At 40.1% G+C, this 23,870-nt stretch carries 24 protein-coding genes and 1 riboswitch; of the genes, 9 read left to right on the top strand and 15 right to left on the bottom strand.

What is annotated here, in order from left to right:
• Positions 1 to 33 precede the first annotated feature (33 nt).
• A riboswitch (SAM riboswitch) is annotated at positions 34 to 132 on the bottom strand.
• A gap of 117 nt (positions 133 to 249) precedes the next feature.
• Positions 250 to 894, bottom strand: a complete 645-nt coding sequence (locus tag ACIQ0C_RS04375) for an MOSC domain-containing protein (protein WP_403057323.1) — start codon at positions 892 to 894, stop codon at positions 250 to 252.
• Positions 895 to 1,386: 492 nt separating this feature from the next.
• On the bottom strand, positions 1,387 to 2,229 hold the full coding sequence (gene ku / locus ACIQ0C_RS04370; protein WP_403057320.1) for a non-homologous end joining protein Ku: 843 nt from the start codon (positions 2,227 to 2,229) through the stop codon (positions 1,387 to 1,389).
• 150 nt (positions 2,230 to 2,379) lie between these two features.
• Here ku and ligD point away from each other — a divergent pair, with 150 nt between their 5' ends.
• Positions 2,380 to 4,227 (top strand): DNA ligase D, encoded by a 1,848-nt coding sequence (gene ligD / locus ACIQ0C_RS04365; RefSeq protein WP_403057317.1) that lies wholly within the window; start codon positions 2,380 to 2,382, stop codon positions 4,225 to 4,227.
• 555 nt (positions 4,228 to 4,782) lie between these two features.
• On the opposite strand, the gene dapF is transcribed toward ligD, so the two are convergent.
• The 4 genes from dapF to ACIQ0C_RS04345 form a co-directional block, all read right to left on the bottom strand.
• Positions 4,783 to 5,769 carry a diaminopimelate epimerase gene (gene dapF, locus ACIQ0C_RS04360; RefSeq protein WP_403057314.1) on the bottom strand — a complete coding sequence of 329 codons (987 nt, stop codon included), beginning with the start codon at positions 5,767 to 5,769 and terminating at the stop codon, positions 4,783 to 4,785.
• 181 nt (positions 5,770 to 5,950) lie between these two features.
• Positions 5,951 to 7,252, bottom strand: a complete 1,302-nt coding sequence (locus ACIQ0C_RS04355; RefSeq protein WP_403057311.1) for an NCS2 family permease — start codon at positions 7,250 to 7,252, stop codon at positions 5,951 to 5,953.
• 156 nt (positions 7,253 to 7,408) lie between these two features.
• The gene (locus tag ACIQ0C_RS04350) at positions 7,409 to 7,981 is read right to left on the bottom strand and encodes a beta-class carbonic anhydrase (protein WP_402837751.1); all 573 of its coding nucleotides are present in this window, start codon (positions 7,979 to 7,981) and stop codon (positions 7,409 to 7,411) included.
• Positions 7,982 to 8,072: 91 nt separating this feature from the next.
• The gene (locus ACIQ0C_RS04345; protein ID WP_403057308.1) at positions 8,073 to 8,867 is read right to left on the bottom strand and encodes a hypothetical protein; all 795 of its coding nucleotides are present in this window, start codon (positions 8,865 to 8,867) and stop codon (positions 8,073 to 8,075) included.
• Between the two features lie 274 nt (positions 8,868 to 9,141).
• Between ACIQ0C_RS04345 and ACIQ0C_RS04340 the strand changes: the two genes are divergently transcribed.
• Positions 9,142 to 9,264, top strand: a complete 123-nt coding sequence (locus tag ACIQ0C_RS04340) for a hypothetical protein (protein WP_403057305.1) — start codon at positions 9,142 to 9,144, stop codon at positions 9,262 to 9,264.
• 416 nt (positions 9,265 to 9,680) lie between these two features.
• Here ACIQ0C_RS04340 and ACIQ0C_RS04335 read toward each other — a convergent pair whose 3' ends face one another.
• The gene (locus tag ACIQ0C_RS04335; RefSeq protein WP_402837755.1) at positions 9,681 to 10,001 is read right to left on the bottom strand and encodes a DUF4870 domain-containing protein; all 321 of its coding nucleotides are present in this window, start codon (positions 9,999 to 10,001) and stop codon (positions 9,681 to 9,683) included.
• Positions 10,002 to 10,209: 208 nt separating this feature from the next.
• Here ACIQ0C_RS04335 and ACIQ0C_RS04330 point away from each other — a divergent pair, with 208 nt between their 5' ends.
• The 4 genes from ACIQ0C_RS04330 to ACIQ0C_RS04315 all read left to right on the top strand — a co-directional run bounded on the left by ACIQ0C_RS04330 (position 10,210) and on the right by ACIQ0C_RS04315 (position 13,131).
• Complete coding sequence (locus ACIQ0C_RS04330) at positions 10,210 to 10,989, top strand: undecaprenyl-diphosphate phosphatase (protein WP_403058061.1); 780 nt, start codon at positions 10,210 to 10,212, stop codon at positions 10,987 to 10,989.
• 331 nt (positions 10,990 to 11,320) lie between these two features.
• Positions 11,321 to 11,875 (top strand): GNAT family N-acetyltransferase, encoded by a 555-nt coding sequence (locus ACIQ0C_RS04325; protein ID WP_034307447.1) that lies wholly within the window; start codon positions 11,321 to 11,323, stop codon positions 11,873 to 11,875.
• A gap of 205 nt (positions 11,876 to 12,080) precedes the next feature.
• Positions 12,081 to 12,473: a CidA/LrgA family protein gene (locus ACIQ0C_RS04320; RefSeq protein ID WP_403057302.1), complete on the top strand. Its 393-nt coding sequence runs from the start codon at positions 12,081 to 12,083 to the stop codon at positions 12,471 to 12,473.
• On the top strand, positions 12,448 to 13,131 hold the full coding sequence (locus ACIQ0C_RS04315; protein WP_403057299.1) for an LrgB family protein: 684 nt from the start codon (positions 12,448 to 12,450) through the stop codon (positions 13,129 to 13,131). Before ACIQ0C_RS04320 ends, ACIQ0C_RS04315 begins: the two co-directional genes overlap by 26 nt.
• Positions 13,132 to 13,173: 42 nt before the next feature.
• Here the strand turns inward: ACIQ0C_RS04315 and ACIQ0C_RS04310 are convergent, their stop codons facing one another.
• The gene (locus tag ACIQ0C_RS04310) at positions 13,174 to 13,317 is read right to left on the bottom strand and encodes a DUF2639 domain-containing protein (protein WP_072273150.1); all 144 of its coding nucleotides are present in this window, start codon (positions 13,315 to 13,317) and stop codon (positions 13,174 to 13,176) included.
• Positions 13,318 to 13,368: 51 nt separating this feature from the next.
• Positions 13,369 to 14,457, bottom strand: coding sequence for an undecaprenyldiphospho-muramoylpentapeptide beta-N-acetylglucosaminyltransferase (locus ACIQ0C_RS04305; protein WP_403057296.1), 1,089 nt, complete (start codon positions 14,455 to 14,457; stop codon positions 13,369 to 13,371).
• 193 nt (positions 14,458 to 14,650) lie between these two features.
• Here ACIQ0C_RS04305 and ACIQ0C_RS04300 point away from each other — a divergent pair, with 193 nt between their 5' ends.
• Positions 14,651 to 15,763 carry a mechanosensitive ion channel family protein gene (locus tag ACIQ0C_RS04300; RefSeq protein ID WP_403057293.1) on the top strand — a complete coding sequence of 371 codons (1,113 nt, stop codon included), beginning with the start codon at positions 14,651 to 14,653 and terminating at the stop codon, positions 15,761 to 15,763.
• A 298-nt stretch (positions 15,764 to 16,061) separates the two neighbouring features.
• Positions 16,062 to 17,417 (top strand): MATE family efflux transporter, encoded by a 1,356-nt coding sequence (locus tag ACIQ0C_RS04295; RefSeq protein WP_403057290.1) that lies wholly within the window; start codon positions 16,062 to 16,064, stop codon positions 17,415 to 17,417.
• 63 nt (positions 17,418 to 17,480) lie between these two features.
• Here ACIQ0C_RS04295 and ACIQ0C_RS04290 read toward each other — a convergent pair whose 3' ends face one another.
• Positions 17,481 to 18,254 carry an SDR family oxidoreductase gene (locus ACIQ0C_RS04290; RefSeq protein ID WP_403057287.1) on the bottom strand — a complete coding sequence of 258 codons (774 nt, stop codon included), beginning with the start codon at positions 18,252 to 18,254 and terminating at the stop codon, positions 17,481 to 17,483.
• 158 nt (positions 18,255 to 18,412) lie between these two features.
• Between ACIQ0C_RS04290 and ACIQ0C_RS04285 the strand changes: the two genes are divergently transcribed.
• Positions 18,413 to 18,880 (top strand): Hsp20/alpha crystallin family protein, encoded by a 468-nt coding sequence (locus tag ACIQ0C_RS04285; RefSeq protein WP_402837767.1) that lies wholly within the window; start codon positions 18,413 to 18,415, stop codon positions 18,878 to 18,880.
• A 193-nt stretch (positions 18,881 to 19,073) separates the two neighbouring features.
• Here the strand turns inward: ACIQ0C_RS04285 and ACIQ0C_RS04280 are convergent, their stop codons facing one another.
• From ACIQ0C_RS04280 to ACIQ0C_RS04260, 5 genes are all read right to left on the bottom strand, one after another.
• Complete coding sequence (locus tag ACIQ0C_RS04280; protein WP_403057284.1) at positions 19,074 to 19,832, bottom strand: CAP domain-containing protein; 759 nt, start codon at positions 19,830 to 19,832, stop codon at positions 19,074 to 19,076.
• A gap of 445 nt (positions 19,833 to 20,277) precedes the next feature.
• Positions 20,278 to 20,715 carry a FixH family protein gene (locus ACIQ0C_RS04275; RefSeq protein ID WP_403057281.1) on the bottom strand — a complete coding sequence of 146 codons (438 nt, stop codon included), beginning with the start codon at positions 20,713 to 20,715 and terminating at the stop codon, positions 20,278 to 20,280.
• A gap of 17 nt (positions 20,716 to 20,732) precedes the next feature.
• Positions 20,733 to 22,148: a sensor histidine kinase gene (locus ACIQ0C_RS04270; RefSeq protein WP_403057278.1), complete on the bottom strand. Its 1,416-nt coding sequence runs from the start codon at positions 22,146 to 22,148 to the stop codon at positions 20,733 to 20,735.
• Complete coding sequence (locus ACIQ0C_RS04265) at positions 22,145 to 22,831, bottom strand: response regulator transcription factor (protein ID WP_034307471.1); 687 nt, start codon at positions 22,829 to 22,831, stop codon at positions 22,145 to 22,147. Before ACIQ0C_RS04265 ends, ACIQ0C_RS04270 begins: the two co-directional genes overlap by 4 nt.
• A gap of 5 nt (positions 22,832 to 22,836) precedes the next feature.
• Positions 22,837 to 23,799 carry a YncE family protein gene (locus tag ACIQ0C_RS04260; protein ID WP_403057275.1) on the bottom strand — a complete coding sequence of 321 codons (963 nt, stop codon included), beginning with the start codon at positions 23,797 to 23,799 and terminating at the stop codon, positions 22,837 to 22,839.
• Between the last annotated feature and the right edge of the window lie 71 nt (positions 23,800 to 23,870).

Raw genomic sequence — 23,870 nt, 5'->3', positions numbered from 1 at the left:
CCTTCTCAAAGAAGAAGGTTTATTGAAACATTCTCCTCATCTATCAAGCTCTGCTTGCTGGATTTAGCACCTTTGCCTAAGCTGGTTGCTGAGGTTTCTTCGGGCCAGTCCCTCCACCTCTCTCGATAAGATCCAATTATATAATTTTCACAAGATTTCAAAATTTGATTATATTTAATTTACATTAATAATCTGTCAATTTCAATACCTGATCGACATTTTTTTCACTTTTGCAAAATTCATTCAATCTTATGCAGCTTCAACCCTCTTCAAGATCCTTTGTTTCCAGTCTTCCGCTAACGAGTCTAGTGTAAGTAAAGCCTTAGCGCCTTCCAGGCCATCTCGTTTATGAAGGATGACATCTGCTGCATAATGAACTGAAATTTTTCCTTGCAAACGATCTATTAGCACGATCTCGTTTTGTTTATTTATCGTTCCTTCTCGAAGTACTCTTGCAAAATAACCAGTGAAACCCGTTTTCAGCACGAGTTCCAAAAACTTAGGTTCTTGATTGAAGTGGGAAATGGTCGAACAAGGTATCCTCCCCTGGTTAATTTGAACAATCACATCGCCTATTTGATAAATATCGCCGATATAAGTTGTTTCTTCCTTCATCCCCACTATGGTTAAATTTTCACCGAATGCAGGGATATCCAGCTTTTTAGAGAATTTTTCATTCCATAATGAATAATGCTCAAATGGGTAAAAGCACAAAGCCCGATCAGGACCTCCATGGAACTTTACATTACCCACGCCATCACCGATTATGCCTGCTTTAGTCACTGTCAGATTATCCTGTGCTTGTTTATTCATGGCTGAAAAGATATCGATATTCGAATAAATTTCATGTTTCGGCTTTCCCGCATGAAGTGATTTGATTTTTCCATTTTCCATTTTGCATCTTCCATTCATATTTAATTTAAATAACCCTGTATGTATAAATTATACTAAAAATCCATTTTATTCTGTAACTTTTTATATGTATATGAAATGAAAAAGCCAAATGTGCATGAAATGGGCAAAATATCATTGATTTCCAGAAAAATTCATAGGTTAGTTTCAGTAATTTTGTTGCTATTTCAGAATTAAATATGGTAGAATATGAACACAATATATAGTCGAAAACTACAACCGTTCGCCTATATGTTGATTTTCATGATTGAATTCCTCATTGTCGCTCTTTAGGGAGCGAATTTTTTTTGCTTTCATTCACTTCCATTTTTTTCTTTTAATCCCATTCAGTTTCTTGCGTCCTGATCGACTTAACTGTTCGCACCTTCCTTCCTCCCTGGCAGGTCCCTATCATTTCCTTATTAGAAGCCTGATTCCTTGCAAAAACAAGCAGAAAGCCGAGCGACATCATGCGTCTTCCGCTCAGCTTCCTGTTTACGCTTGTTTCTTTTTTTTCGGTGCCGCTTTCTTTCTGGTCGTCTTTTTCTTTACCGGTTCATCATGTTTTGTACGGTCTATGGATGCCTGTAATGCCTCCATTAAATCGGTTACATTGTTGGAAACTGGTTCTTTTGTTTTCGCTGTAATCGTCGTCTGTCCCGTTTTCTTTGATTCAATCAATTCTAGTAACGCGGTTCGATAGTCATCGGTGTATTTTGTCGGATCGAAGGTAGTCGTTAATTGATCTATCAATAATACGGCAGTATCGATTTCTTTTTTTACAATGGTATCATTGGCAGGGATATTCGGAACATCCGCTGTGGAGCGGACTTCATCCGGATAATGAATCGTTTCCATAACCAGGGTATTATCAACGACTCGGATTACCGCCATTTGCTCTTTGGAGCGAATGATGATTTTCGCCAAACCTACCTTATTCGATTCCTTGAGGGCCTGCCTCAAAAGGGAATAAGCTTTTATCCCCCCGTCATTTGGGGACATGTAATAACTCCGGTTAAAATAAATAGGATCTATTTCTTCAATTTTAACGAAATCCACGATTTCCACGGCTTTTTCTTCGTTTTGTTTTTTCAGTTGTTCTAGTTCATTGTCTTCCAATACAACAAACTTTCCCTTTGTATACTCAAAAGCGCGGACTATATCATCCTTCCCCACTTCTTTCTCGCATACCGGACAAACCTTTTCGTATTTAATCGGTGAATGGCATTCCTTATGCAACGTCCTCAAAGAAATATCCTTATCCTCCGTTGCAGCATGAAGTTTTATCGGAATGTTCACCAAACCGAATGATATGCTTCCCTTCCACATCGTATGCATATTCGTCACCTCATAACTTATTTTTAATGAGAAGAACAATTTTATTATTCCCCTTTGTTAAAAAAAAACCGAAAAAACAATTGCCAACTCTAACACTACGTTTTTTTGGCAAAATAATGTTATCAATTATTTGCGGAGGTAAATACAAAAATGAAACCGATGCTGCCTACCTATTACCCTGAAGCCCCCAAATCCAACGATTGGCGTTATGAAGTCAAATATGACGGCTTTAGGGCTATTTTAACAATAGACACCGATACCATAAGCATTTCGAGTCGGAATGAGAAGGAGTTATCAACTCAATTCCCAGAAATCATTGCTTACATCAAAGATCTGGACCTGGAAGATTATCTCCCGCTTCAGTTAGATGGAGAATTGGTCTGGCTTACCAATCAGGCGAAAGCGGACTTTTTTCAAATACAGTGGAGAGGACGCCTAGGGAAACAATCCTTAATTTCAGAAAATGCCCGTTTTTCCCCATGTCGGTTTATAGCGTTTGACCTGCTTCGCATCAGCGGAAAAGACGTAGCAGCTAAACCAATGGTGGAACGAAGGGAATTGATGTTGAATATGGGGGAAAAACTCGGTCTTCCTATGCCTCCTGATCCCAACGATAAGGCATTGATACAATTAATTGAGAGTTTTGACGTTTTGGATAATGCTTTGAAGAAGGTCACCCTGTTAGATGGCGAAGGGGTTGTCGCCAAGGAAATTCGAGGTGTTTGGCAAGAAGGAAGACGTACAACAACTTGGATTAAGGTGAAAAATTGGAAGACCGTTTCTTGTTTCATTACAGCATTGCACAAAGAAAATGGCTACGTGTCCCTCGCAGTTTTCAAAGAAGGTGCCGTAACGAAAATCGGAAGTGTCAAAAATGGACTGAGTGCTCGAGATAAAAGTATATTGCATCAATTGATCAAGCAAAATGCATCAGACGAAGACGCACAATTTTTTTATATCCATCCATCCATTTGCATTGAAGTTCAATTCTTACACGTATATGAGGAAAATGAATTACGTGAACCCCAGTTTTCGCAATGGCTTTTACAAACGTCTCCCGACGAATGTACCTGGGAGAAATTCGTGCTAGGGCAATATACATTTCCAGATACTGTACAAATAACTTCCAGGGATAAACCGCTTTGGATAACAGGAGGTAAACAGGTGGTAAAAGTTGAATACCTTCATTATTTAAGGGAGGTTTCAGCTTTCTTCTTACCCTTTTTGAAGGATAAGCTTCTTACAACGATCCGCTATCCTCATGGCACTTTGGATAAAGAAAGGTTTTTCCAAAAAAACAAACCTGATTATGCCCCGGACTTTATTAAAACGTTCATGGATGAGGATATCGAGTATATGCTCTGTAACGACATTGAAACCCTTCTTTGGTTTGGTAATCAACTTGCATTGGAATTTCATGCACCATTTCAGAAAGCCGGTAAAACAAGACCCGACGAAATCGTCCTGGACTTGGATCCTCCTTCCATCGAATATTTCTCCTTTGCGGTAAAGGCTGCACAGGAAATAAAAAAGGTGATGGAATCATTAAGGATTAAAGCTTTTGTAAAAACTTCAGGTAACAAAGGACTGCAAATTCACATCCCTCTGCCTGAAGACAGATTTACTTATCAGGAGACACGCATATTCACCGACTTTCTCGGTGACTACTTAACAAGTTCCAATCCGAATGATTTTACAACGGAAAGAATGAAAATAAATCGGCAGAATCGACTTTACTTGGACTTTGTGCAGCATAGTGAAGGAAAAACCATCATTCTGCCTTATTCCCCACGGGGAAATTCTTTCGCTGGTGTAGCTACTCCTTTGTTTTGGGAGGAAGTGAACGAAAGTCTCCAGTTAAAGGACTTTACGATTGAAACCATACCAAACAGAATAAAAAGGAGCGGGTGTGCATTTATGGATTACCGACTGGTGGATAATGGACCAGCCTTTTTGGAAGTATTGTCGTTCCTTAAACAAAAAAAGACCCATAACTAATTGGTAAAATGGAAAGGTGCCTCCGTGGACTCTCTTTCCGCTGGCAGGCTTTGATTTGATGCGGCTTGGCAGACAGTAGGGCGGTTAGGGAGCGGATTTCTGAAATTAACCCAACGTTTTTTTGAAGGTTAGTAATTCTGATCGTTGATTTCCACTCCAGGCACTCGCTTTCCGCGGGCGGTCCGGGAGCCTCCTCGGCGCTCACCTGCGGGGCCTCCCTTGGCCACGCTTTTCCCGCAGGAGTCTCGTACCTTACATTCCAATCAACTGGGACGTTTCTTTTTTTAAAAAAAATGTAGGCTAGTCTCATCCCGAATAATGTTTAAGACTAGGTTACCCTTCATATTTTTTTACTATAATCTTTAATGGACTGAAGAAATTTGCGACACTCCTGCCGAATAATTGGCTAGCCGGGACCCCACAGGCTCTTGATCCGAGGAGGCTTGGCAGACAGTTGGCGGAAAGGGGGCGGATTTCTGAAATCCACTGCAATTTATAAAAAAACTGCAGGCAAACTCGCTTTTTTTCGAGTTCGCCTGCAGTTTAAAATTTTCTTTATAATTTTGTTTTCAAATAACCTTGCACTTCATCCTGCAGCTTGGCATATAAGCTTGTTTCCAATTCAAAATCCTCTTTTTCAAGCATTTCAAATTTTTCAGGCTGATCTAAGTCAATTTCAATCGATACCTTGAATTCATAGGTTGCATTTCCGATTAAATCAATTGAATACGTTTGGCTTTCTTCATCATGGTGGACTACGCATTTAACTTTTCCGCCGTTATTGTAGACAGATATTGCACTTTCCAACTCGTTTAACCCAACAGAGCATGTTACTAGGCTAGAAGCCGACATCGCCGTTCCACATGCATTCGTGAAGCCTACTCCACGTTCGAATGTCCTCACATAAATGCTCCCTGGTTCCAGCTCTTTCACAAAGCTGACATTGACACCATCAGGGAAAAGCTCATTCGGTTGATTGACCTTTGTTGAAAGTTTTTCCTGCAAATCACTTTGTAAAACATCACTATCGACAAGTGAGATCAAATGTGGATTAGGAACCGCCAATGCCGAAAATAATAGGGTATCATGCAGTTCCGGCAATGTTTCGTTTTGCAGCTGTTCTTTAGCCAATACAAGAGGTAGATCCCTCACATTAAAACTTACCGGGGAAATTTCCACCTTGAAAGTCGGAATCCCCTCATAAATATCTTCCGTTTTTTCCACGAGCAGATTTGCCTTCATGGTTTCCACGATCATTTTATCGAGCCCAAGAACGTCATTCGCGTAACGTGCCACACAGCGAAGTCCATTACCGCACATTGAGGCTTCCGATCCATCCGCATTAAAGACACGCATCCGGCAATCAGCATGTTCACTTTTCATTACGAACAAAATACCATCCGCTCCAAGCCTTTCCCTATTGCATAGGGCCTTCGCGAAATTTTCCCGCTCTTCTTCAGTAAACGTCAGGGTCGTAGTCAATTCATCAATGATCAAGAAATCATTTCCTGAACCATGGCTTTTTAAACCTTCAATAATCATCCTGTCACATCCTCTAATATGCTGCTTGTCATTTATCATTTTTTTAATATTCTATATCATAGCATTTTCAAGATGGATGTGTCATCGCGTAAATCACAATTAATCCATTTTTTCGACGAAAAACCCATTAGAAAAGCGGTTGGAATAAGAATTAACTCATACCAACCGCTTTTTTGAATTATTAACCGATCATACCGATGATGAAATAGACGATAAACATTCCGGCACTTACATACATCGGTGCTGACACTTCTCTCGCTTTTCCGGTTACAAGCTTCAAGAACGGGTACAGGATGAAACCGAATGCCATTCCATCGGCAATACTGTAAGTGAAAGGAATGATCGTAATGATCATGATTGCAGGTATGCTCTCGGTTAAATCGCTGAAATCCAGCTTTTTTATATTTCCGAGCATTAAAATGCCAATGATAATTAAGATGGGGGCAATGGCGCTATCAGGGATTACTTTAATCACCGGTATAAATAGCAGTGATAGAATGAATAGCACGCCCGTCACCACCGAAGTAAAACCTGTCCTGCCTCCTGATGCGATTCCTGCTGCCGTTTCAACTGTAGCAACGGTAGGACTCGAACCGAATATACCTGAAAACAGAACGGACACACTTGTCGCCTGCAGCGACTTTTTATAGGCATCCTGGCGGTTTATGCTGTCTACATGCCCGTGCACAAGACCAATGTTTTCAAAAACAAGAACCATCGTCATCGCAAATACACTTATCCAGAATTCAATCCGGTTCGCTTCCAAGAACGATAATGAAAAGAAGAGATCGCCGTAGGAAGCTGTGTTTACGCCTGAAAAATGGATTTCCGATAGTTGAACCGTTCCGAACCAATAGGCAATGAGGCTGCCTGCCAGGATGGTAATCATGAAATTACCGGGGACATTCTTGATGAACAGCGTGATTGCCAGTAAAAAGGTCAACACCGTTGCACACACCGCTGGATCGCTTAAATCTCCCAGTGCGACGATTGATGATGAACCTCTTGTGATTATCCCGCCCTTTTCAAGTCCGATCAGCATCAAGAATAAGCCAAGACCAACAGATATGGCTTCTTTTATCGAACCTGGAATCGAATCACTGATTAACTTAGAGTATTTTGTAAAAGCGATGATTACAAAAATTACCCCCGAGATAAAAACAGCACCAAGAGCCGATTGCCAAGATAGACCCATTCCTTGAACCATGGTATAAGCAAATAAGGCATTAACGCCCATTCCTGGAACGAGAAGGATTGGGACATTCGCCCAAAGCCCTATCATGACACAGCTTATAGCTGATAAAAGAATCGTGGCAATCACCGCACCATTAATCGGTATGCCCGCTTCCGATAAAATCAGGGAATTCACGATGAGAATATAGACTATCGTAAAATAGCCGACCACTCCAGCAAGGATTTCACGTTTTCCATTCGTTCCATAGTCGGAAAAATGAAAAAACGTTTCCAAGTTTAATTTCTTCATGTTGTATCCTTATTAAATTTATCCCTCGCCCACCCGTTTGTATTAGTGACAAACTACACTTGGCGATTTTAACAAAAAAAAGGATAAAAATAAATAGTAATGATAAAAAATTGAAAAAAACTGCCGGAAATGATCCCGACAGCCTCGATGAATATATTATTTTTGTACTTCCGAATACCCATCGACTACCAATTCCAGCTTCCCTGTATCAGGCGATATGATTAGACCATGTACAGGAATGTTTTTAGGGATCAAAGGATGTCCTTTAATCACTTCCACGCTGTTCTTACAACTTTCATAAACATCATCAAATCCGCGAAGCCAACTGCGGATATCGATTCCTGCAGCCCCCAGTGTATCGATGGTGCTCTTTGGTATATCACGTTCTATCATCTTGTCCATTACAGAATCGGCATCGACTGATGCCATCCCGCAGTCATGGTGAGGTATGACCAATACTTCATCTGCCTTTAGCTCATAAATAGCAACAAGGATACTCCGCATGACACTTCCGAATGGGTGGGAGACGATTGCCCCGGCAGTCTTCAGGATTTTGACATCGCCATTTTTGACATTCAAGGATTTTGGCAATAGTTCAACGAGCCGAGTGTCCATACAGCTTATGATGACCATACGTTTCTCAGGAAACTTATCCGTTCTATACTTTACATATTCACCTTTTTCAACAAACTGTTCATTATAATCAAGAATCTCATTAAGTAAACTCATAATTACCACCTTTTTAATATGTATTATTAATCTATGTAGCTCTCTAATATTATATCAAATATTTAAAAGATTTGCTAAAGGGTAACCATAGTCAATTTGAACGATGATTCAGTGTGGCTGCACAGAACCCAAATACGATGATTTTAGGAATTTCAGCAACATTTGATGAAAAAGATAGTATGGGTGTATTTGTCTTGAATCGTGTCCCCCACTCCAAAGGCATCCAGCCTTCTTGGTATGAAACGATCTTTTCCCCGTCTTTTGTGACAATCTCAAAAGAATTCACACTTCCCGGCGTTTCAATCGGCATCCATTCCGTACCGTCTTCCTTATAGATCATTCCATTGATCTTCACGAATGACGGATTTTCTTGATACGATCCAATAATGCCGCCCCGATCATCCATGATCGTCATTTTATTGAAAAGCCCCCTTTTGATATGGTACTTAGCCAGCAAACGCCCCTCATGGTCCACCAGTTCATACCTCTTCGCCAATAGCATCGACAAGAAATTGGGAATCATCCACATGAACCACTTCATATTCAAATCCCGTACCTCGCCCATTAGTGACCCATCAGGCGCAAAGAGAAGCAGTCGCAATGTCGGTGCCGGCATAAAAGTCAATAAAACATGTTCATTTTTTAATAACCCGGTATTCGTCCCGATGTGTTGATCAGGCAATTCCTTCATTCTATTTTCATATATACGATGGCTGACAAATTGGGCAATGCTAAAGAAAATAAAAGGAAACGTTATCAATAATATATTGCCCGGTATCATTGCAAAAATATGGCAAATGAAAAATACAACAGCCAAAAGAAGAGATATCCAAGAAGCATGAAAATTTGAATTGCTCGTTTTCTGATAATATTCACGTATATTCATATCCCGCTCTGCTGCTCACTCCCTACAAAAAAGATTACCGCCTTTAGGGCTGCCATTGATTAGCAGTACCAAAAACCGCCCGGCATCTGCTTCCTGAAAGTGCATGGAAGCAGTTATCATAATACTTTATTCGCTTTAATGTGATCTATTCCCTTTTTAATGAAAGGTAATTCCCAACACGGTTCATATAAAAAAGGATTCCGTATTGATTGGACTCCTATTGTGGACAAAATGGGGTTCTACCTAATTTTAAAACAAGACTAGTTTATACTTAATGTTGTTTTTTACTGCATTCCTTATTGGATTGAAGAAATTTGCGACACTCCTGCCGAATTACTGGCTAGCCGAGACACCGCAGCCGCTAGGCGAGGAGGCTTGGCAGGCTGTCGGCGGATAGGGAGCGGATTTCTGAAATCCACTGGAACGTTTTCTAAATAAAAAAACTGCAGTCAAACTCGCTTTTCCTCGAGTTTGTCTACAGTCTCAAAGGATTCCGAATGGAACGGAATCCTATTGTAGACAAAATGGGGCTCTACCTAATTTTAAAACAAGACTAAATTATCCTTAATGTTTTTTTACTGCATTCCTTATTGGATTGAAGAAATTTACGACACTCCTGCCGAATACTGGCTAGCCGAGACACCGCAGCCGCTAGGCGAGGAGGCTTGGCAGGCTGTCGGCGGATAGGGAGCGGATTTCTGAAATCCACTGGAACGTTTTCTAAATAAAAAAACTGCAGTCAAACTCGCTTTTCCTCGAGTTTGTCTACAGTCTGAAAGGATTCCGAATGGAACGGAATCCTTTTACCTCCTTCTATAATACCCTGAAGATCAATGGGAACCTATAATCCGTTCCTTCATAAGCCCTAACAGCAGCAATGATGGTGAATACGACTAAAGCTATCCCGATAACCGGCAATAGCAAGAAACCAACCAATACTATAGTGAGTATCCCTGCGATTATTGAATATACAGTGTAGGAAATGAAAAAATTCAAGTATTCCCTTCCGTGATAATCCACAAATTGTGACGAGTCCTTCTTCAATAACCAAATCACCAAAGGACCGATAAATGCTGTAAAAAAGCTGATCACATAAATAAGGGCAGCAAACACTCTTTCATCTTTAGTAGGCATAGTGTCTTCTCCTCCTTTCTCATATGAATAATTACGAATCAAATCAAAAATAGTTTCATTTTTCCTCTCATTATATTCGAAAGAAGGTAAATCTGGACTGCCTTATCTTGATATAACCAATAAAATCCGGACATGTTCATCCGTCTTGTGCATACAGTTTAAATAATGGATTGTCCTATACCTTCTAGAATGGAGTGATGTTTTTTTGCTGAATGAATTTCAAGCCTTCATCCTTGGGATCATTCAAGGCTTGACTGAGTTTTTACCTATTTCAAGCACTGGACATTTATATTTAGGACGGCATATTTTCCACCTTGACGAGGCCGGCATTTTTCTGGATACCATGCTCCACATCGGAACCTTGCTGGCGTTATTGGTCGTCTATAAGAATGATATAATTGCCATTTTGAAAAACCCTTTTTCCAAAATGACCCTGCTTCTCATTGCTGGGACGATACCTGCAGTTATTGCCGGCATTTTACTCGGTGATTGGTTTGATGGCCTTTCAAAAACAGGTGTGACCATAGGCTGGGAATTTTTAGCGACCGGACTGATCTTATGGGTAGCCGACGGAGTAAGAAAAGGCGGCAAATCCCTTAATGAAATTTCGATTAAAGATGCACTGATCATCGGTACCTTCCAAGCTGCTGCCATCATGCCTGCTCTTTCGCGCTCCGGCTTAACGATAGCCGCAGGCCTCTTCTGCAGACTGGATAGGGCCACCGCAGCTTATTTTTCCTTTTTGCTTTCCATTCCTGCCATTACGGGTGGCATCATATTTCAGATGAAACCGATTTTTACAGGAGAAGTAGAACGGCTTCCACTCACTGCACTATTCGTCGGGACCCTATCAGCAGCAATCTTTGGTTATATAGCCGTAGTATGGATGATCGATTTCTTAAAAAAGCGTTCACTCAAAATATTCTCCATTTATGTATGGGCCCTCGGCGCAATCATTTTATTCATGCAATATACAGGTGAATTTTAAAGAAAAAAGGGGGAGAAAAATCAGTTTTTCATGGAAGGATGCAGCGTTTGCCTAAAGATTTCACCCTTCAAAAAAAAGTTGAAATTTGACGAAAAAAAAAGGCAAAAAACCTATTCCCAAACCGTTTTTTTTTTAGTATTATACCTTCGTAAGGTACTTTAGATTTGCATATTTTCTGACAATAAAAATAGGGAAGGCAAATGGTGCGCCACCGGTTTCCGGTTCTAGTGGGTTCGATTCCCACCCCGAAATTTTTTGATGAACGACTTAAAAAATTTCGAGGGTGGGCAGCGACTACGCATAAGAACTGCCCTCAAACGGAGGGACGGAAATGTTAAAAAAGAGAGATTTCACAGATTGTTTTTCTCTTTATGAACAAATGACGCATCCAGATGTCTTCCCTTTCGTGCGCCATAAGGTAGATTCATATGAAGAATATGTTTTCATTACTAAGCAAACGATCGAAGCCGAAGATGCTGGGCAACTCATTTCACGAACAATCTTGGATGAATGGGAAAATCCCATCGGTTGTATTTCTTTATACGATATTGAAAATGGGGCAGGTTTCTTAGGCACATGGCTTGGCAAGCCTTATCATGGAAAAGGGTATAATGCCATCGCAAAAGACGCTTTCTTCAAAGAGCTTTTTTTCGAGCTCGGTTTGGAAACGGTCTTCATGCGTATTCGCAAAAAAAATATCCGCTCCATAAAAGCTGCTGAAAAGCTTCCCTATGCCGTCAATGCCAACGAAACAAGAAAATCCCTTTATGATCAGATCAATCATGAAGGAGATATCTACGATTTGTATGAAATCCCTAAAGATTTATACACCTTTCATATCCTTAGACAGCATGATGATGACGAACAGCAGTTACTTGAAGCATAGAGCGAAGAACATTTCAGCATGGCTTTGTTCATCTTTTCATATAATGGCCGGAGCTTCCAAACCTGGAAAGCTCTTTTTTCCAGTTTCACAGGATGTTTAACATAGATTGCTGCAAATCCCTATTCTTTTTAGGGATATTTTTTTATAATGAATACAATTGACCAATTCAATAATATATTCAAAGCGTCATTGAAAGGACTTAATCATGAAAAAAACATTTGCTTTTATCGTGCAGCTTATCTTCCTGCTCATCATTTGCAAGCTTGGCTATTATTTAGCCAATTTACTTCATTTACCTATACCAGGCAACGTCATCGGCATGATTCTGTTATTCGGTTTATTACAGACGAAGGTCATAAAAGTCGAATGGATTGAACTTACATCAGGATTTTTGGTAAAGCACCTAGCCTTTTTCTTCATTCCCATTTCAATCAGTTTAATGACCATGGGATGGCTTTTCATTGAATTCGGTTTGCCATTGGCACTTACATTGGGAATCAGCCTGATATTCGGATTCATCGTTTCAGCTTGGACCGTTCAGAAGCTATCCAATAGAGGAGAGGTTAAGCAGCATGACAGCGCTCATCACAACATATAGCATCTTGATAACCATCCTTGCCTATATCATTGGAAGGAAAATATATGCTAAACATCCATCACCTTTTACGACGCCCGTATTTTTCAGTACGGTTACAATTATTCTCGTACTGCTGATCAGCGGGTTGGACTTCGAGGATTATTCACCAGGAAAAGACATCATCACCTATTTCCTGGGACCAGCTACCGTTGCTTTGGCCGTACCACTTTATAAAAATAGAAAAATAATCGTTAAATATGCAATGCCGGCAATTAGCGGCATGATTTTTGGTCTTCTTGTCACTTTGATCCTTGCCTTCGCCATCGCTAAAGCATTTTCACTTCCGCAATTCATAGTCCAAGGATTGGCGGTAAAATCCATTACAGTGCCCATCGCGGTTGAAATCACGGAACTTTATGGTGGAAATTCCAATATATCAGCTGCCTTCGTCATTTTAACAGGGGTGCTGGGTACGATGATCGCTCCAAAAATGATGGATAAACTAAACATTACGATGCCCTTCGCACGCGGTATCGCTTATGGTACGATCGCTCATGGTCTCGGAACGGCTCAAGCTGCCCAGGAAAGTGAGTTTACCGGGGCTGTCGCAGGTGCGGCAATGGCTATCGCAGGTATCCTTATTTCCTGTTTCTTTCCTTTTATAAGTAATTTCCTTTAAAAAGAACCGCAACGTTAACGACGTTGCGGTTCTTTTTATGATTTACCTTTTTTGCAGATCTTCGTATAAACGCCTTAGAATATAAGTTTTATACAGCTCCAGCTTTCTTTTTTCAATTGGATGATAGCTAATCCCTGCGGCTTTTAGCTGCTGAATGAACCATCCTTTGGAATATTCATAAGCCATACTACCCCCTCCTCTGTTCGAAAAGATATGCTGCATAGAGGGGAATGATACTTATTTTTTTGCTGCCATTACTTGAAGCAGTAATTCATACATTTCAGCTGCCGTTTTGAATGGGCGTTTTTGACGCATTTTCTCTTGATATTCATCCGATTGTTTCAATAAATCCGCTAATGTAGCATTAAAAATCCGATCATTCAGCTCTTCTTCTTGGATGACTTTACAAAAACCCTGTTTTTCAAAGCTTGATGCATTCAGGATTTGATCTCCACGGGATGCATTGGCACTTAGAGGGATAAGCAACATCGGCTTTTGCAAACCAAGGAATTCAAAGATAGAATTTGAACCAGCCCTTGACACAACGACATCAGCAGCCGCCAAAAGATCGAATAATTCTTCGTGCACGTATTCAAAAGGAGCATATCCCCTTTGTTTCAATTCGGTTTTCACATTTCCCTTCCCGCAAATGTGAATAATCTGATAATCATTTAATAAGGCATCAAGGTTATCTGTAATTAAATTATTGATTTTAACGGCCCCAAGGCTTCCGCCCATAACGAGTAATACCGGTTTGTTATTCGTGAATCCACAAAATGCCTTTCCAGCAGAAGCGTTTCCAGTAAAAATCCCATCGCGCAATACAGCGCCAAGATACATGGCCTTCTCTTTCGGAAGATTTTTTTCCGTTTCCTCGAAGGTAGTGAAAATTTTCGATGCAAGTGGCATCGCGATCTTATTAGCCAGACCAGGCGTATAATCCGATTCATGTATCGCAATCGGAATCCTCAGCATCCTGCCTGCCAAAACTACTGGAACCGAAACGAAACCACCTTTAGAAAAAATGAAATCGGGCTTGGTCTTTTTTAATATTTTTCGTGCATCAAAAATCCCTTTTATGACACGGAAAGGGTCTTTCATATTTTCAACAGATAGATAACGTCGGAATTTCCCAACGGAAATCGTTTCATAACGGACCTCGGGAAATTCCATTTCGATGATACTTTTTTCAATGCCTTTTTTTGAACCAATATAAGTAACATCCCAATCATGCTTTAAAAATTCCGGGATGATTGCTGCATTAACAGATACATGACCGGCAGAACCGCCTCCGGTAAATACTATTTTCTTAGTCAATATTTCCACCTTCCAAACTTAAAAAATCACTTTGCATCCATATTACCATATATCCTTGCCATTAATAACTTGAAAAAGTATTCAGTGAACCGTAAAACCCCCATGATGTATGTAATCATCGATTATTTTTCCTTTTTCAGCATGAATATATTATAATCTTAGTATTCTACAATACTACAAGATACAATGGAGGAGTAATACATTGCAAGAAGTTTCTGAATCACTTAATCAATTTGATGGAATCGAAGCCTGGACCAAATTAGGAATTTCCATAGGCATTTTTCTAATCTTCCTTTTGCTTCGGAAAGTATTTACTACATATATATTCAAGTTCTTTCTACGGATTGCAGAAAAACGTAAAGTTGAATTTGCCGCCAACTTAATGCTCGCTTTAGAACAGCCGGTAAGATGGCTTATCGTTTTGATTGGTGTTATCATTTCACTGCACTACTTTCCGATCGACTCACCTTCGGTTGAACTCAGATCGAAAATATACAGATCGTTTTTTGTCTTCTTATTCTTTTGGACGATTTTTAATATCAGTTCGATGTTAACTATATTATTTCCGAAATTAGTAAGTAAATTCGGACTTGAAGTCGATCAAATCGTCATGCCGTTCTTTACGAAAATCATAAAATTGATCATCATTGCTTTTGGTGCCTCCATCATCGCGGAAGAATGGGGATTTAATGTCGATGGATTTGTTGCAGGGCTTGGTTTGGGTGGATTGGCTTTCGCACTTGCCGCTAAAGATACCGTCAGCAATTTCTTTGGGGGTATCGTCATCGTTACCGAAAAACCTTTTACCATAGGAGATTGGGTCAAAACTCCAAGTGTGGAGGGAACCATTGAAGACATCACATTCCGAAGCACCAAAGTCCGGACTTTTGCCCAAGCTTTAGTTACAGTCCCAAATGCGACCCTTTCGAATGAACCGATCATCAACTGGTCCAAGATGGGCAAAAGACAGATTGCCTTCCATTTGGGTGTTAATGTCACGACACCAAAAGAAAAATTGGAAAATGTCATTAAAGAAATTGAAAGAATGCTCATTGATCATCCTGAAGTACATCCGGAAACGATTTTGGTTAAGTTTGATGAGTTCAGTCATTCCGGTTTCAACCTTTACCTATATTTCTTCACGAAAGCAACGGACTTTGGAGGATATTTATCAATCAAAGAAGATGTGAACTTTAAAATAATGGAGATATTGGAACAGGAAGGTGTACAAATTGCCATTCCTTCACAGGCATTCATTCTTCAAAAAGACTCAGGTATGGAAGCCATGAATGATTTTGAATCCATGCGCGACTGACGACTCCTAAGAGCGCGTCCAAGGGAGACCCCACAGGCGGCAAAAGCGCCGAGGAGGCTCCCGGGACCGCCCGCGGAAAGCGAGTGCCTGCAGTGGAAAGCAACGTTCATATTTTACACTGCCTAAAAAAATGCAGGAAATCTTAATTACATATCGAGTTTGTCTATAGTCTGAGACTTGCCCTAAACGGCAAGTCTTTTTTTAGCTTCAAATAAAAACTCTTAAAACATCACATGCTTATGTGATATAATTCTTTCATTGTGTTGAAAATTCCAAATATTGATATTGAGGTACTTTGATGAATCAGACTTATACTAAATCACAAAAGATCCGCCTATTATTTTATATATTGATACCTATCCTGATCACCCAAATCAGCATGTATGCCATGACTTTTTTTGATGTGATGATGTCGGGGCAATACAGCACTCAGGACGTTGCTGGCGTCTCCATCGGCAGTTCGCTATGGACACCCGTGTACACGGGGCTAAGCGGGATATTGATTGCCTTAACACCGGTAGTTTCACAGCTGGTGGGTTCCAGGCAGTCTAAATCCGTTTCCTATTCCGTGATGCAGGCCATTTATTTAGCTGTAGCCTTAGCCTTGTTCATTTTAATCATTGGAGCGTTTTCTTTGAACCCCGTATTGAATGCCATGGACCTTGAAGATAGTGTCCACATGGTGGCCCATGATTATTTGATCGCCCTTTTACTCGGTATCATTCCTTTATTCATTTATAATGCGTTGAGGGCTTTCATCGATGCTTTGGGGCAAACTAGGATTTCCATGATCATCACCTTATGTGCGCTCCCGGTAAACGTCCTTTTTAATTACCTGTTAATATACGGGAAGTTTGGATTCCCTGAACTTGGCGGTGTCGGTTCCGGGTACGCCACTGCCATTACGTATTGGTTAATAGCCCTGGTGGCCATCCTGGTTGTAATAAAAATAAACCCATTTTCGACATATCAGGTTTTCACTGAATTTTTCCGGGTTTCCTGGAAAGAATGGAGGGCCTTATTATTGATTGGGGTACCCATCGGGCTGGCTATTTTCTTTGAAACAAGCATTTTTTCGGCAGTCACACTTTTGATGAGTAAGTATGATACCGTGACGATTGCATCGCATCAGATTGCCATGAATTTTGCGTCACTGCTTTATATGATACCGCTAAGTATCTCCATGGCATTGACGATCGTCATTGGATTTGAAATTGGGGCAGCCCGTTATAAAGATGCCAAAGAGTATAGCTGGATTGGCATTTCGATGGCCTTGACGATGTCACTCGTTTTGTCGACCATCCTCTTCCTCTTCCGTGAACCTGTGGCCTCTTTATACACTAAAGATCACGAAGTAATGATGCTGACATCACATTTTTTAATATATGCCATCTTCTTTCAGATATCGGACGCCCTGCAGGCACCTATTCAGGGTATTTTACGTGGATATAAAGATGTAAATGTCACATTTGCAATGTCACTGGTCTCCTACTGGATTCTCGGGCTTCCGATTGGCTATTTCTTTGCACAATATACGGATATGGGAGCCTTTGGGTATTGGATCGGCTTAATTTCCGGCTTGGCTCTCGGAGCTATAGGCTTGGCTGCTCGCTTACGGTTCATTCAGCAAGTAAAATATAAAAAAAAGGCGTAAAAAAAGTGGGGCTGGTTTACACCGGCCTCACTTTTTTTCATTCTGAATTCAAATTGTAAACCACTAGGCTTTATATATTTTCCCAAGAACATCCTTACCGCCTGTTACTGGTATGATACTCCCAGTAATGAAATCTGATTTTTCATCACATAGGAACGTGATGACCCTCGCTATATCTTCCCCCGTACCCGGTCTTCCGACTGGAACCGTTTCATCCTTTGCTGCTCTCGCGATCCTAATTTCCTCCTCTTTCCAATCACCAATGATATCACCAGGACAAACCATATTCACGGTGATTCCATGTGTAGCTTCTTCGGCAGCTAAAGTTCTTGTCAAGGAAGTCAAGCCACTCTTTGCAGCAGCAAAAGCAGAACGATAGATCCAACCTGGTGCAGTTTCACACCGTTCAAATCCCAATGTAATGACCCTACCCCAGTTTCTGCTGCGCATTTGTGGAATAAGTTCCTTCGCAAAATAGAAAAAACCATTTAAATTTCCGTCCATGATGTACTTCCATTCATCGCTGCCATATTCAGTCATCGGTTTACGATCATGCATATATGGCCCTGCGTTATGAATGAAGACATCAACACGGCCAAATTCCTCCGAAATCTTTTGCAAAATATTCCGGCAATCTTCCTCACTTGACGAGTCACCTTGAATCGCAATTGCCTTAACATGGTACATTTCCTGTAATTCATCCACTAATGCTAAAGCTGCCTTTTTACTTTTTCGATAAGTAATGATAATGGACATTCCATTATCCGCGAGTGAAGACGCCATCCTTTTGCCGATACCCGTTGCTCCACCAGTAATAAAAGCTACTTTTTCATCCACAGGCTTACCCTCTTTATCTAATGGATTTTACTTAATTATACATAAGTTTATTCCATTTTCTATAATTTAGTAATTATAAAAAAGAACCTCTGGGCTTTAGCTGCATAAAATATAACAAATAAACCTGTCAGACCATAAGCAGGAGAGAGGAATTCAATATGTTTCCCTGGAATTCACTTTTTTCTTTTAAGAATAACCCGAACCAAAAGGAATTCATGAAAAATATGCAGCAAAGTGATGTTCAATCGTTCATTGAAAAGGTATTTTCACAAGTGATCCCTGACAATATGCAGGGTATGATGAACCAAAATGATGGCGGCTCACAAAAAGTAAATGCCAGATCTGAACATCCTTTACATGCCGAAGTATTTGAAACCCACTTATATGTCTTCGTAAGAATTCCAATAGAAGATGAATCCTGGCTAAAGAAAATGAAACTTTACCATACATCTAACCAATCCATCATCGAGGGAATTCCTGAAGAGTCAGATCGGCATGTCATAACACTCCCTGCACCTGTCAAGAAAAAGGGGGCATCAGCCCAATATAAAGAATCAACATTGGAAATACGTCTTCAAAAAAGTTTCAATACACAATATTCAGAAATTGATGTATCCGAAATTTAAGTGGCTTCACCGGGACCTCACTGATGTTATGGTGCGGTTCCAGTTATTTCTTGGTTCAATTCTTTTTAGATTTGGGTACATTATAGAGAACCAATCGATGTCACAATTATATTTTTTCCATGGAATGGAATGATCCATTCTCGCAAAAAAAAGCGCACCCCATTTTAATGGGATGCACTTTTCTATTAATCTATTATTTTCCGATGAATTGTTGAGTCCAGTAGTTACCAGATTCTACGTAACCTACTCCGATATGAGTAAAGCTAGAATTCATGATGTTTTCACGGTGTCCTTGGCTATTCATCCAAGCTTGTACCACTTCTTCAGGTGTTTGTTGACCTTGTGCGATGTTTTCGCCAGCTGTTTTATAGCTGATTCCGAATTGTTTCATCATATCGAAAGGTGAACCGTAAGTTGGGCTATTGTGATCAAAGTAGTTTTTATCTTTCATGTCTTGAGACTTGATACGTGCAACTTTGCTCAACTCAGTGTCGATTTTAAGAGCTGCCAAACCTTGTTTTTCACGTTCTGCATTCGTTAATTTAACAACTTCTTGTTCAAACGCACTTAATTCAGAGCTTGTCTCTTGTTTTTCATCAGTTGATTTATTAGGTGTCACTTCTGGTGCTGCAGGTTTTGCTGCTGGTTTTGATTGGTTCGTTGTTCCAGCTTCTTGTTGAACTGGTTTTTGAACTGGTTTTTGAACTGGTTTTTGAACTGGTTTTTGAACTGGTTTTTGAACTGGTTTTTGTTGTGCCTGCGCTGCAGGTATAGTGATATTGTATTTAGCTAGGTATTGGTTAAGGACTTTTTGCATATCCTCTTTATTCGTAGTTTTATAAGTTACTTGTTTCACTGTATCACAGTTGGCTGCTTCAGCTTGGTTAGCTCCTACTCCTGTGAATATAATAGCTGCAGCCGCTGCTGCTGACATAATCATTTTCTTTTTCATTCGTATTTCCTCCTGTGATGTTCATTTTTTGTTGTGCTTTGCTTCTGGAATTATCATAACATGCATTTTTTGTAATAAAGGCACCATCAATTTCCATCAAATTCACAGGATGCGAATGAAAATATATTTATGATCCAAGTTTCAGAGAAAACAAGCAGAAATGCTTTAACTATCTATGTTTCTGCCAATAGTATAAATACTCATATTTTTCCAGTAATTATTTGTCAATGGTAGTTACATAGAACCATTTCCATGGAATACTAATAACTTTTAGTTGACATATCGCTTCCAACCGAAATATTATGACTTTCTTTACTTTTATGTTACAAATTTTTCGGTTTCACTTCGACATTTCGTCATTTCCCCTTATCATCTTGAATATTTTTCCAAATAAAAAACAATCCGGATTTAAGCCCGAATTGTTTTGATTTTGATGGTACATTCATCATTTTATTTCTTCATCATTCATCTCGTCCATTTCTTTTTTTCCGCCATTTTGTTCGGGAGTGCTTGGTTTACCTATGACGAATTCTTTCTTTGGCATGTTGTGCATGTCCCTTGCCGTTACGTGGGCATATACATAATAGGTTCCTTCTTCATCAAAAGCCTTTTCCAGTTCATATATACCGTTCCCTTTATGTTTTACTGCTATCTTGTCATGGTCATCGCTATTCGCAAGCCAAATTTCAAAACTGACATCATCCGCATCTGTCACGACTTCGTCCCCATATGTTACTTTTGCCTGAAATTTCACAGGCTCATTCACTTTACCCTGAGTTGGATCGACAGCTAAATCGACATTTAACATTTTCGGAATTTCCTCTTTCTTGCCGCATCCAGCCAAAAAAATTAACGCCATGCAAAATAACATGATTTTTTTCATTTGAACGTATCCCCTTTTTATGAATTCCATTCTTCTTTTATATTCGGCAGGATAACCCTGACTGTTGTTCCCCTTTTTTCCTTGCTTTCTATTTCGATTTTACCATTTTGTAATTCCACCAATTTTTTGACAATGGACAGTCCAAGCCCTGAACCGCCATCAAAACGGCTGCGTGCCTTGTTCACACGGTAAAAACGATTCATGATATACGGCAGATCCGCTTCCGGAATCCCGTTGCCCGTGTCAGTTACCAGCAGTTCGCAATCATCTTTATGCTGAATTAGGGTAATATGGATCTCCCCTCCAGGATCCGTATACTGAATGGCATTATCAAAAATGTTATGTAGGATCTGTTCCATCCTTCCTTCATCCCCAAAAATAATCGGGTCTGGATCCAGGTCTAGCTTCAAGCCCAATTGTTTTTCCTTTATTATCGGTTCATATTTCACAAGTACGTCTTCAATGAATTGCGCATAGGCAATCGGGGTTTTATTTAACAAGAATGGAACACTTTCCATTTTTGATAAGTCCATAAGATCTCCCACAAGCCGCTGCAGCCTAAGAGCCTCCCTTGAAATGAGTTGAAGGTATTTCCGTTGCTCTTCATCATTTTTCACGACACCATCCAATATGGCCTGCGTATAGCCCTTTACATAACTAAGCGGGGTTCTGAGCTCATGTGCAACATTTTCTAGAAATTCTTTTTTTCTTTCTTCTTCCAAATGGATGGAATTGGCCATATCATTAAAGGCTATTGCCAGTTTACCTATCTCATCATGACTCCTTACCTCGACCTGTATGTCATAATTCCCCTCTGAGACACGATGGGCCGCAGTCTCGATTTCCTTAATCGGACTGACTAGCTTTTTCAACCATTTAGTAGTAAACAAAATCGCGACAATCAAAAATAATAGAACCGCCGCCAACCATTTTGCAGCAAATTCCTTAAATAAGACCGTAATGGAATCTACAGGAATATATGTATAGATGATGCCTTCGAGGCGATTTTCGTCAATCAGGGGTATGATCGCCGCTACGATGTTCTTTTCAAACCTTTTCTCATATCCCTCTTTTTCAACGGCTTTCCCATCTAAAAGCATTTGCCGTTCTTCTTCAGAAATAAGGGTATCATAATTGATTTCAAAAGGCAGACAAGCACTCAATTCCCTGGGATTATTGACGACAAAGACTTCGCTGTCGTTCTTACTGTTAAACCATTCAACTTTTTGCTTAAAGTTTTCGCTGATTTCACCGCCGGAATAATCCGCCCCTAGCAATGATGCTTCATTGACTAAATCCGTTTTAAGCTTCTCCACATATAGATTTTTATAATAATATTGGGAAAGGGAGTAAGCGAACAGCACGGATAGGATGATGGCGGTGATAATGGTGAGCCATAATTTAAAAGAAAGGGTTCGCCATTTATAGATCATTTCTTTTCCTCTATCTTATAACCGATTCCCCAGACGGTTTGAATGTAATCGGCCGCTCTTAATTTCATTCGTAACGTTTTAATATGGGTATCCACAGTACGTAAAGATCCTCCATACTCACCGCTCCATACATTTTCAAGCAGTTGTTCACGGCTGAGTGCCTGGCTTTTATGACGCATGAGGAATAAAAGCAATTCGAATTCTTTCAAGGTTAAATTGATTGGCTTCCCTTCCACTAAAACCGTTCTGGATTGTAAGTTCAAGCTAATTTTACCGAATCGGACATGGTTTTGATTCTCTTCATTCAATGATAATTTCCCTGTCCTTCGCAATACCGCTTCGACCCTTGCGACCAATTCTCCTGGATTGAACGGTTTGACGATATAATCGTCGCCGCCAAGCTTCAGCCCTTTCACCTTATCCCATTCTTCACCTTTCGCACTGACAAATATCACAGGGATTTCCCCAATTTCACGAATTTCTTCACAAACGGAGAAACCGTCCATACCTGGCATCATGATATCCAATAGGATTAAATCCACTTCCTCTGTTTCAACCATGCTTATAGCTTCTTTTCCATTCGCAGCTTGAAGGCATCGATAACCTGAGTTCAGCAAATACATTTCAACTAGATTTCGCATATCTTCTTCATCATCCACGACTAAAATGGTGTAAACATGCATGTCATCTACTCCCTCAACATCAATTGGAATGGACCTTCGCCGACTTTGATCGTTTTTTTAACCTCGACTGTTTCAGCATCCATTACATACACTTCATCACTATCATATCCCGCCACGACCACATCTTCGTTAAAGTTCGCCATTTCAAAGGGGTTGACGCCGACCACTTTGTTTTTGACTTCCTCATATTGATCATTCAATTTATATAAGGAGCTAGTCCCATGACTAAGGACAAATATTCCTTCACCATTTTCCAGGAACTTTATCGGCATGGTTGGGGCCTTAAGCTTTTTCTTCAACTCTCCCGTTTTTGCCGAATAAATATATAGATCTTCTTCCACTTGGTCCCCATCACCGTGTCCTCCAATCCATATTTCATCCTTTTCTTCCCTTAATAATGTGCCTGTACTGGAACTATGTACGGGAAATTCGAAATCGACCTTTTTCGTTTCAAGATTTATCACCGAACATTTGGTATCACCAAAATTAATAACATACAAACGATTCGCTTGCTCTCCTTGAAGAACGGTCAAGGGGCTTTTACCAACCTTGACAATATCCTGTTCCTCCCCATCAGCATTCAAAAAATAAATGGAGTGATTCGATTGATTGACCGCCACGATGCTTTTTCCATCACGTAACAACTGCATATTGACGATCCCTTTCCCAATTTCCCAACTGTTTATCAGTTTTCCTGCGGATAAAGAATACACTTGGACTTTCTCCATCTCTTTTCCATAAAGCAGGATAGTATCCTTGTCTGCCAGGAGCAGGGCCCCGGTAAATGGTTCTGAAATATCCCACTTTGCAAAAGGATGATAGTTTTCATCTATGAAAGTCAGTGAGGTATCCTTGATATTGACAGTCGCCAGGAAAGATTGACTTTTGTTGATTTTAGTAAATGCATTACCGCTATTACACCCAGTAAGCAGTACGATGGCAAGAAGAAGCCCAATGCCCCACTTCATATTTTTTAAGCTCCTTATTCATTAAATATCTATTTTTTAAAGATTTTAACAATGATTTGTGAAAAAAGTAT

It is taken from the genome of Peribacillus sp. NPDC096448 (assembly GCF_044762675.1).
GTDB lineage: Bacteria > Bacillota > Bacilli > Bacillales > DSM-1321 > Peribacillus > Peribacillus frigoritolerans_B.
This window is presented reverse-complemented; position numbering and strand designations above follow the sequence as displayed.

What these genes read in the sequence shown, in the direction of transcription:
- ACIQ0C_RS04375 (WP_403057323.1), bottom strand. Translation starts at nt 894, where the DNA reads ATGGAAAATGGAAAAATCAAATCACTTCATGCGGGAAAGCCGAAACAT.
- ACIQ0C_RS04345 (WP_403057308.1), bottom strand. Translation starts at nt 8,867, where the DNA reads ATGAATATACGTGAATATTATCAGAAAACGAGCAATTCAAATTTTCAT.
- ACIQ0C_RS04355 (WP_403057311.1), bottom strand. Translation starts at nt 7,252, where the DNA reads ATGAAGAAATTAAACTTGGAAACGTTTTTTCATTTTTCCGACTATGGA.
- ACIQ0C_RS04340 (WP_403057305.1), top strand. Translation starts at nt 9,142, where the DNA reads ATGTTGTTTTTTACTGCATTCCTTATTGGATTGAAGAAATTTGCGACA.
- ACIQ0C_RS04295 (WP_403057290.1), top strand. Translation starts at nt 16,062, where the DNA reads ATGAATCAGACTTATACTAAATCACAAAAGATCCGCCTATTATTTTAT.
- ACIQ0C_RS04335 (WP_402837755.1), bottom strand. Translation starts at nt 10,001, where the DNA reads ATGCCTACTAAAGATGAAAGAGTGTTTGCTGCCCTTATTTATGTGATC.
- ku (WP_403057320.1), bottom strand. Translation starts at nt 2,229, where the DNA reads ATGCATACGATGTGGAAGGGAAGCATATCATTCGGTTTGGTGAACATT.
- ACIQ0C_RS04285 (WP_402837767.1), top strand. Translation starts at nt 18,413, where the DNA reads ATGTTTCCCTGGAATTCACTTTTTTCTTTTAAGAATAACCCGAACCAA.
- ACIQ0C_RS04265 (WP_034307471.1), bottom strand. Translation starts at nt 22,831, where the DNA reads ATGCATGTTTACACCATTTTAGTCGTGGATGATGAAGAAGATATGCGA.
- ACIQ0C_RS04280 (WP_403057284.1), bottom strand. Translation starts at nt 19,832, where the DNA reads ATGAAAAAGAAAATGATTATGTCAGCAGCAGCGGCTGCAGCTATTATA.
- ACIQ0C_RS04315 (WP_403057299.1), top strand. Translation starts at nt 12,448, where the DNA reads ATGACAGCGCTCATCACAACATATAGCATCTTGATAACCATCCTTGCC.
- ACIQ0C_RS04270 (WP_403057278.1), bottom strand. Translation starts at nt 22,148, where the DNA reads ATGATCTATAAATGGCGAACCCTTTCTTTTAAATTATGGCTCACCATT.
- ACIQ0C_RS04260 (WP_403057275.1), bottom strand. Translation starts at nt 23,799, where the DNA reads ATGAAGTGGGGCATTGGGCTTCTTCTTGCCATCGTACTGCTTACTGGG.
- ACIQ0C_RS04350 (WP_402837751.1), bottom strand. Translation starts at nt 7,981, where the DNA reads ATGAGTTTACTTAATGAGATTCTTGATTATAATGAACAGTTTGTTGAA.
- ACIQ0C_RS04325 (WP_034307447.1), top strand. Translation starts at nt 11,321, where the DNA reads ATGTTAAAAAAGAGAGATTTCACAGATTGTTTTTCTCTTTATGAACAA.
- ACIQ0C_RS04275 (WP_403057281.1), bottom strand. Translation starts at nt 20,715, where the DNA reads ATGAAAAAAATCATGTTATTTTGCATGGCGTTAATTTTTTTGGCTGGA.
- ACIQ0C_RS04320 (WP_403057302.1), top strand. Translation starts at nt 12,081, where the DNA reads ATGAAAAAAACATTTGCTTTTATCGTGCAGCTTATCTTCCTGCTCATC.
- dapF (WP_403057314.1), bottom strand. Translation starts at nt 5,769, where the DNA reads ATGATTATTGAAGGTTTAAAAAGCCATGGTTCAGGAAATGATTTCTTG.
- ACIQ0C_RS04310 (WP_072273150.1), bottom strand. Translation starts at nt 13,317, where the DNA reads ATGGCTTATGAATATTCCAAAGGATGGTTCATTCAGCAGCTAAAAGCC.
- ligD (WP_403057317.1), top strand. Translation starts at nt 2,380, where the DNA reads ATGAAACCGATGCTGCCTACCTATTACCCTGAAGCCCCCAAATCCAAC.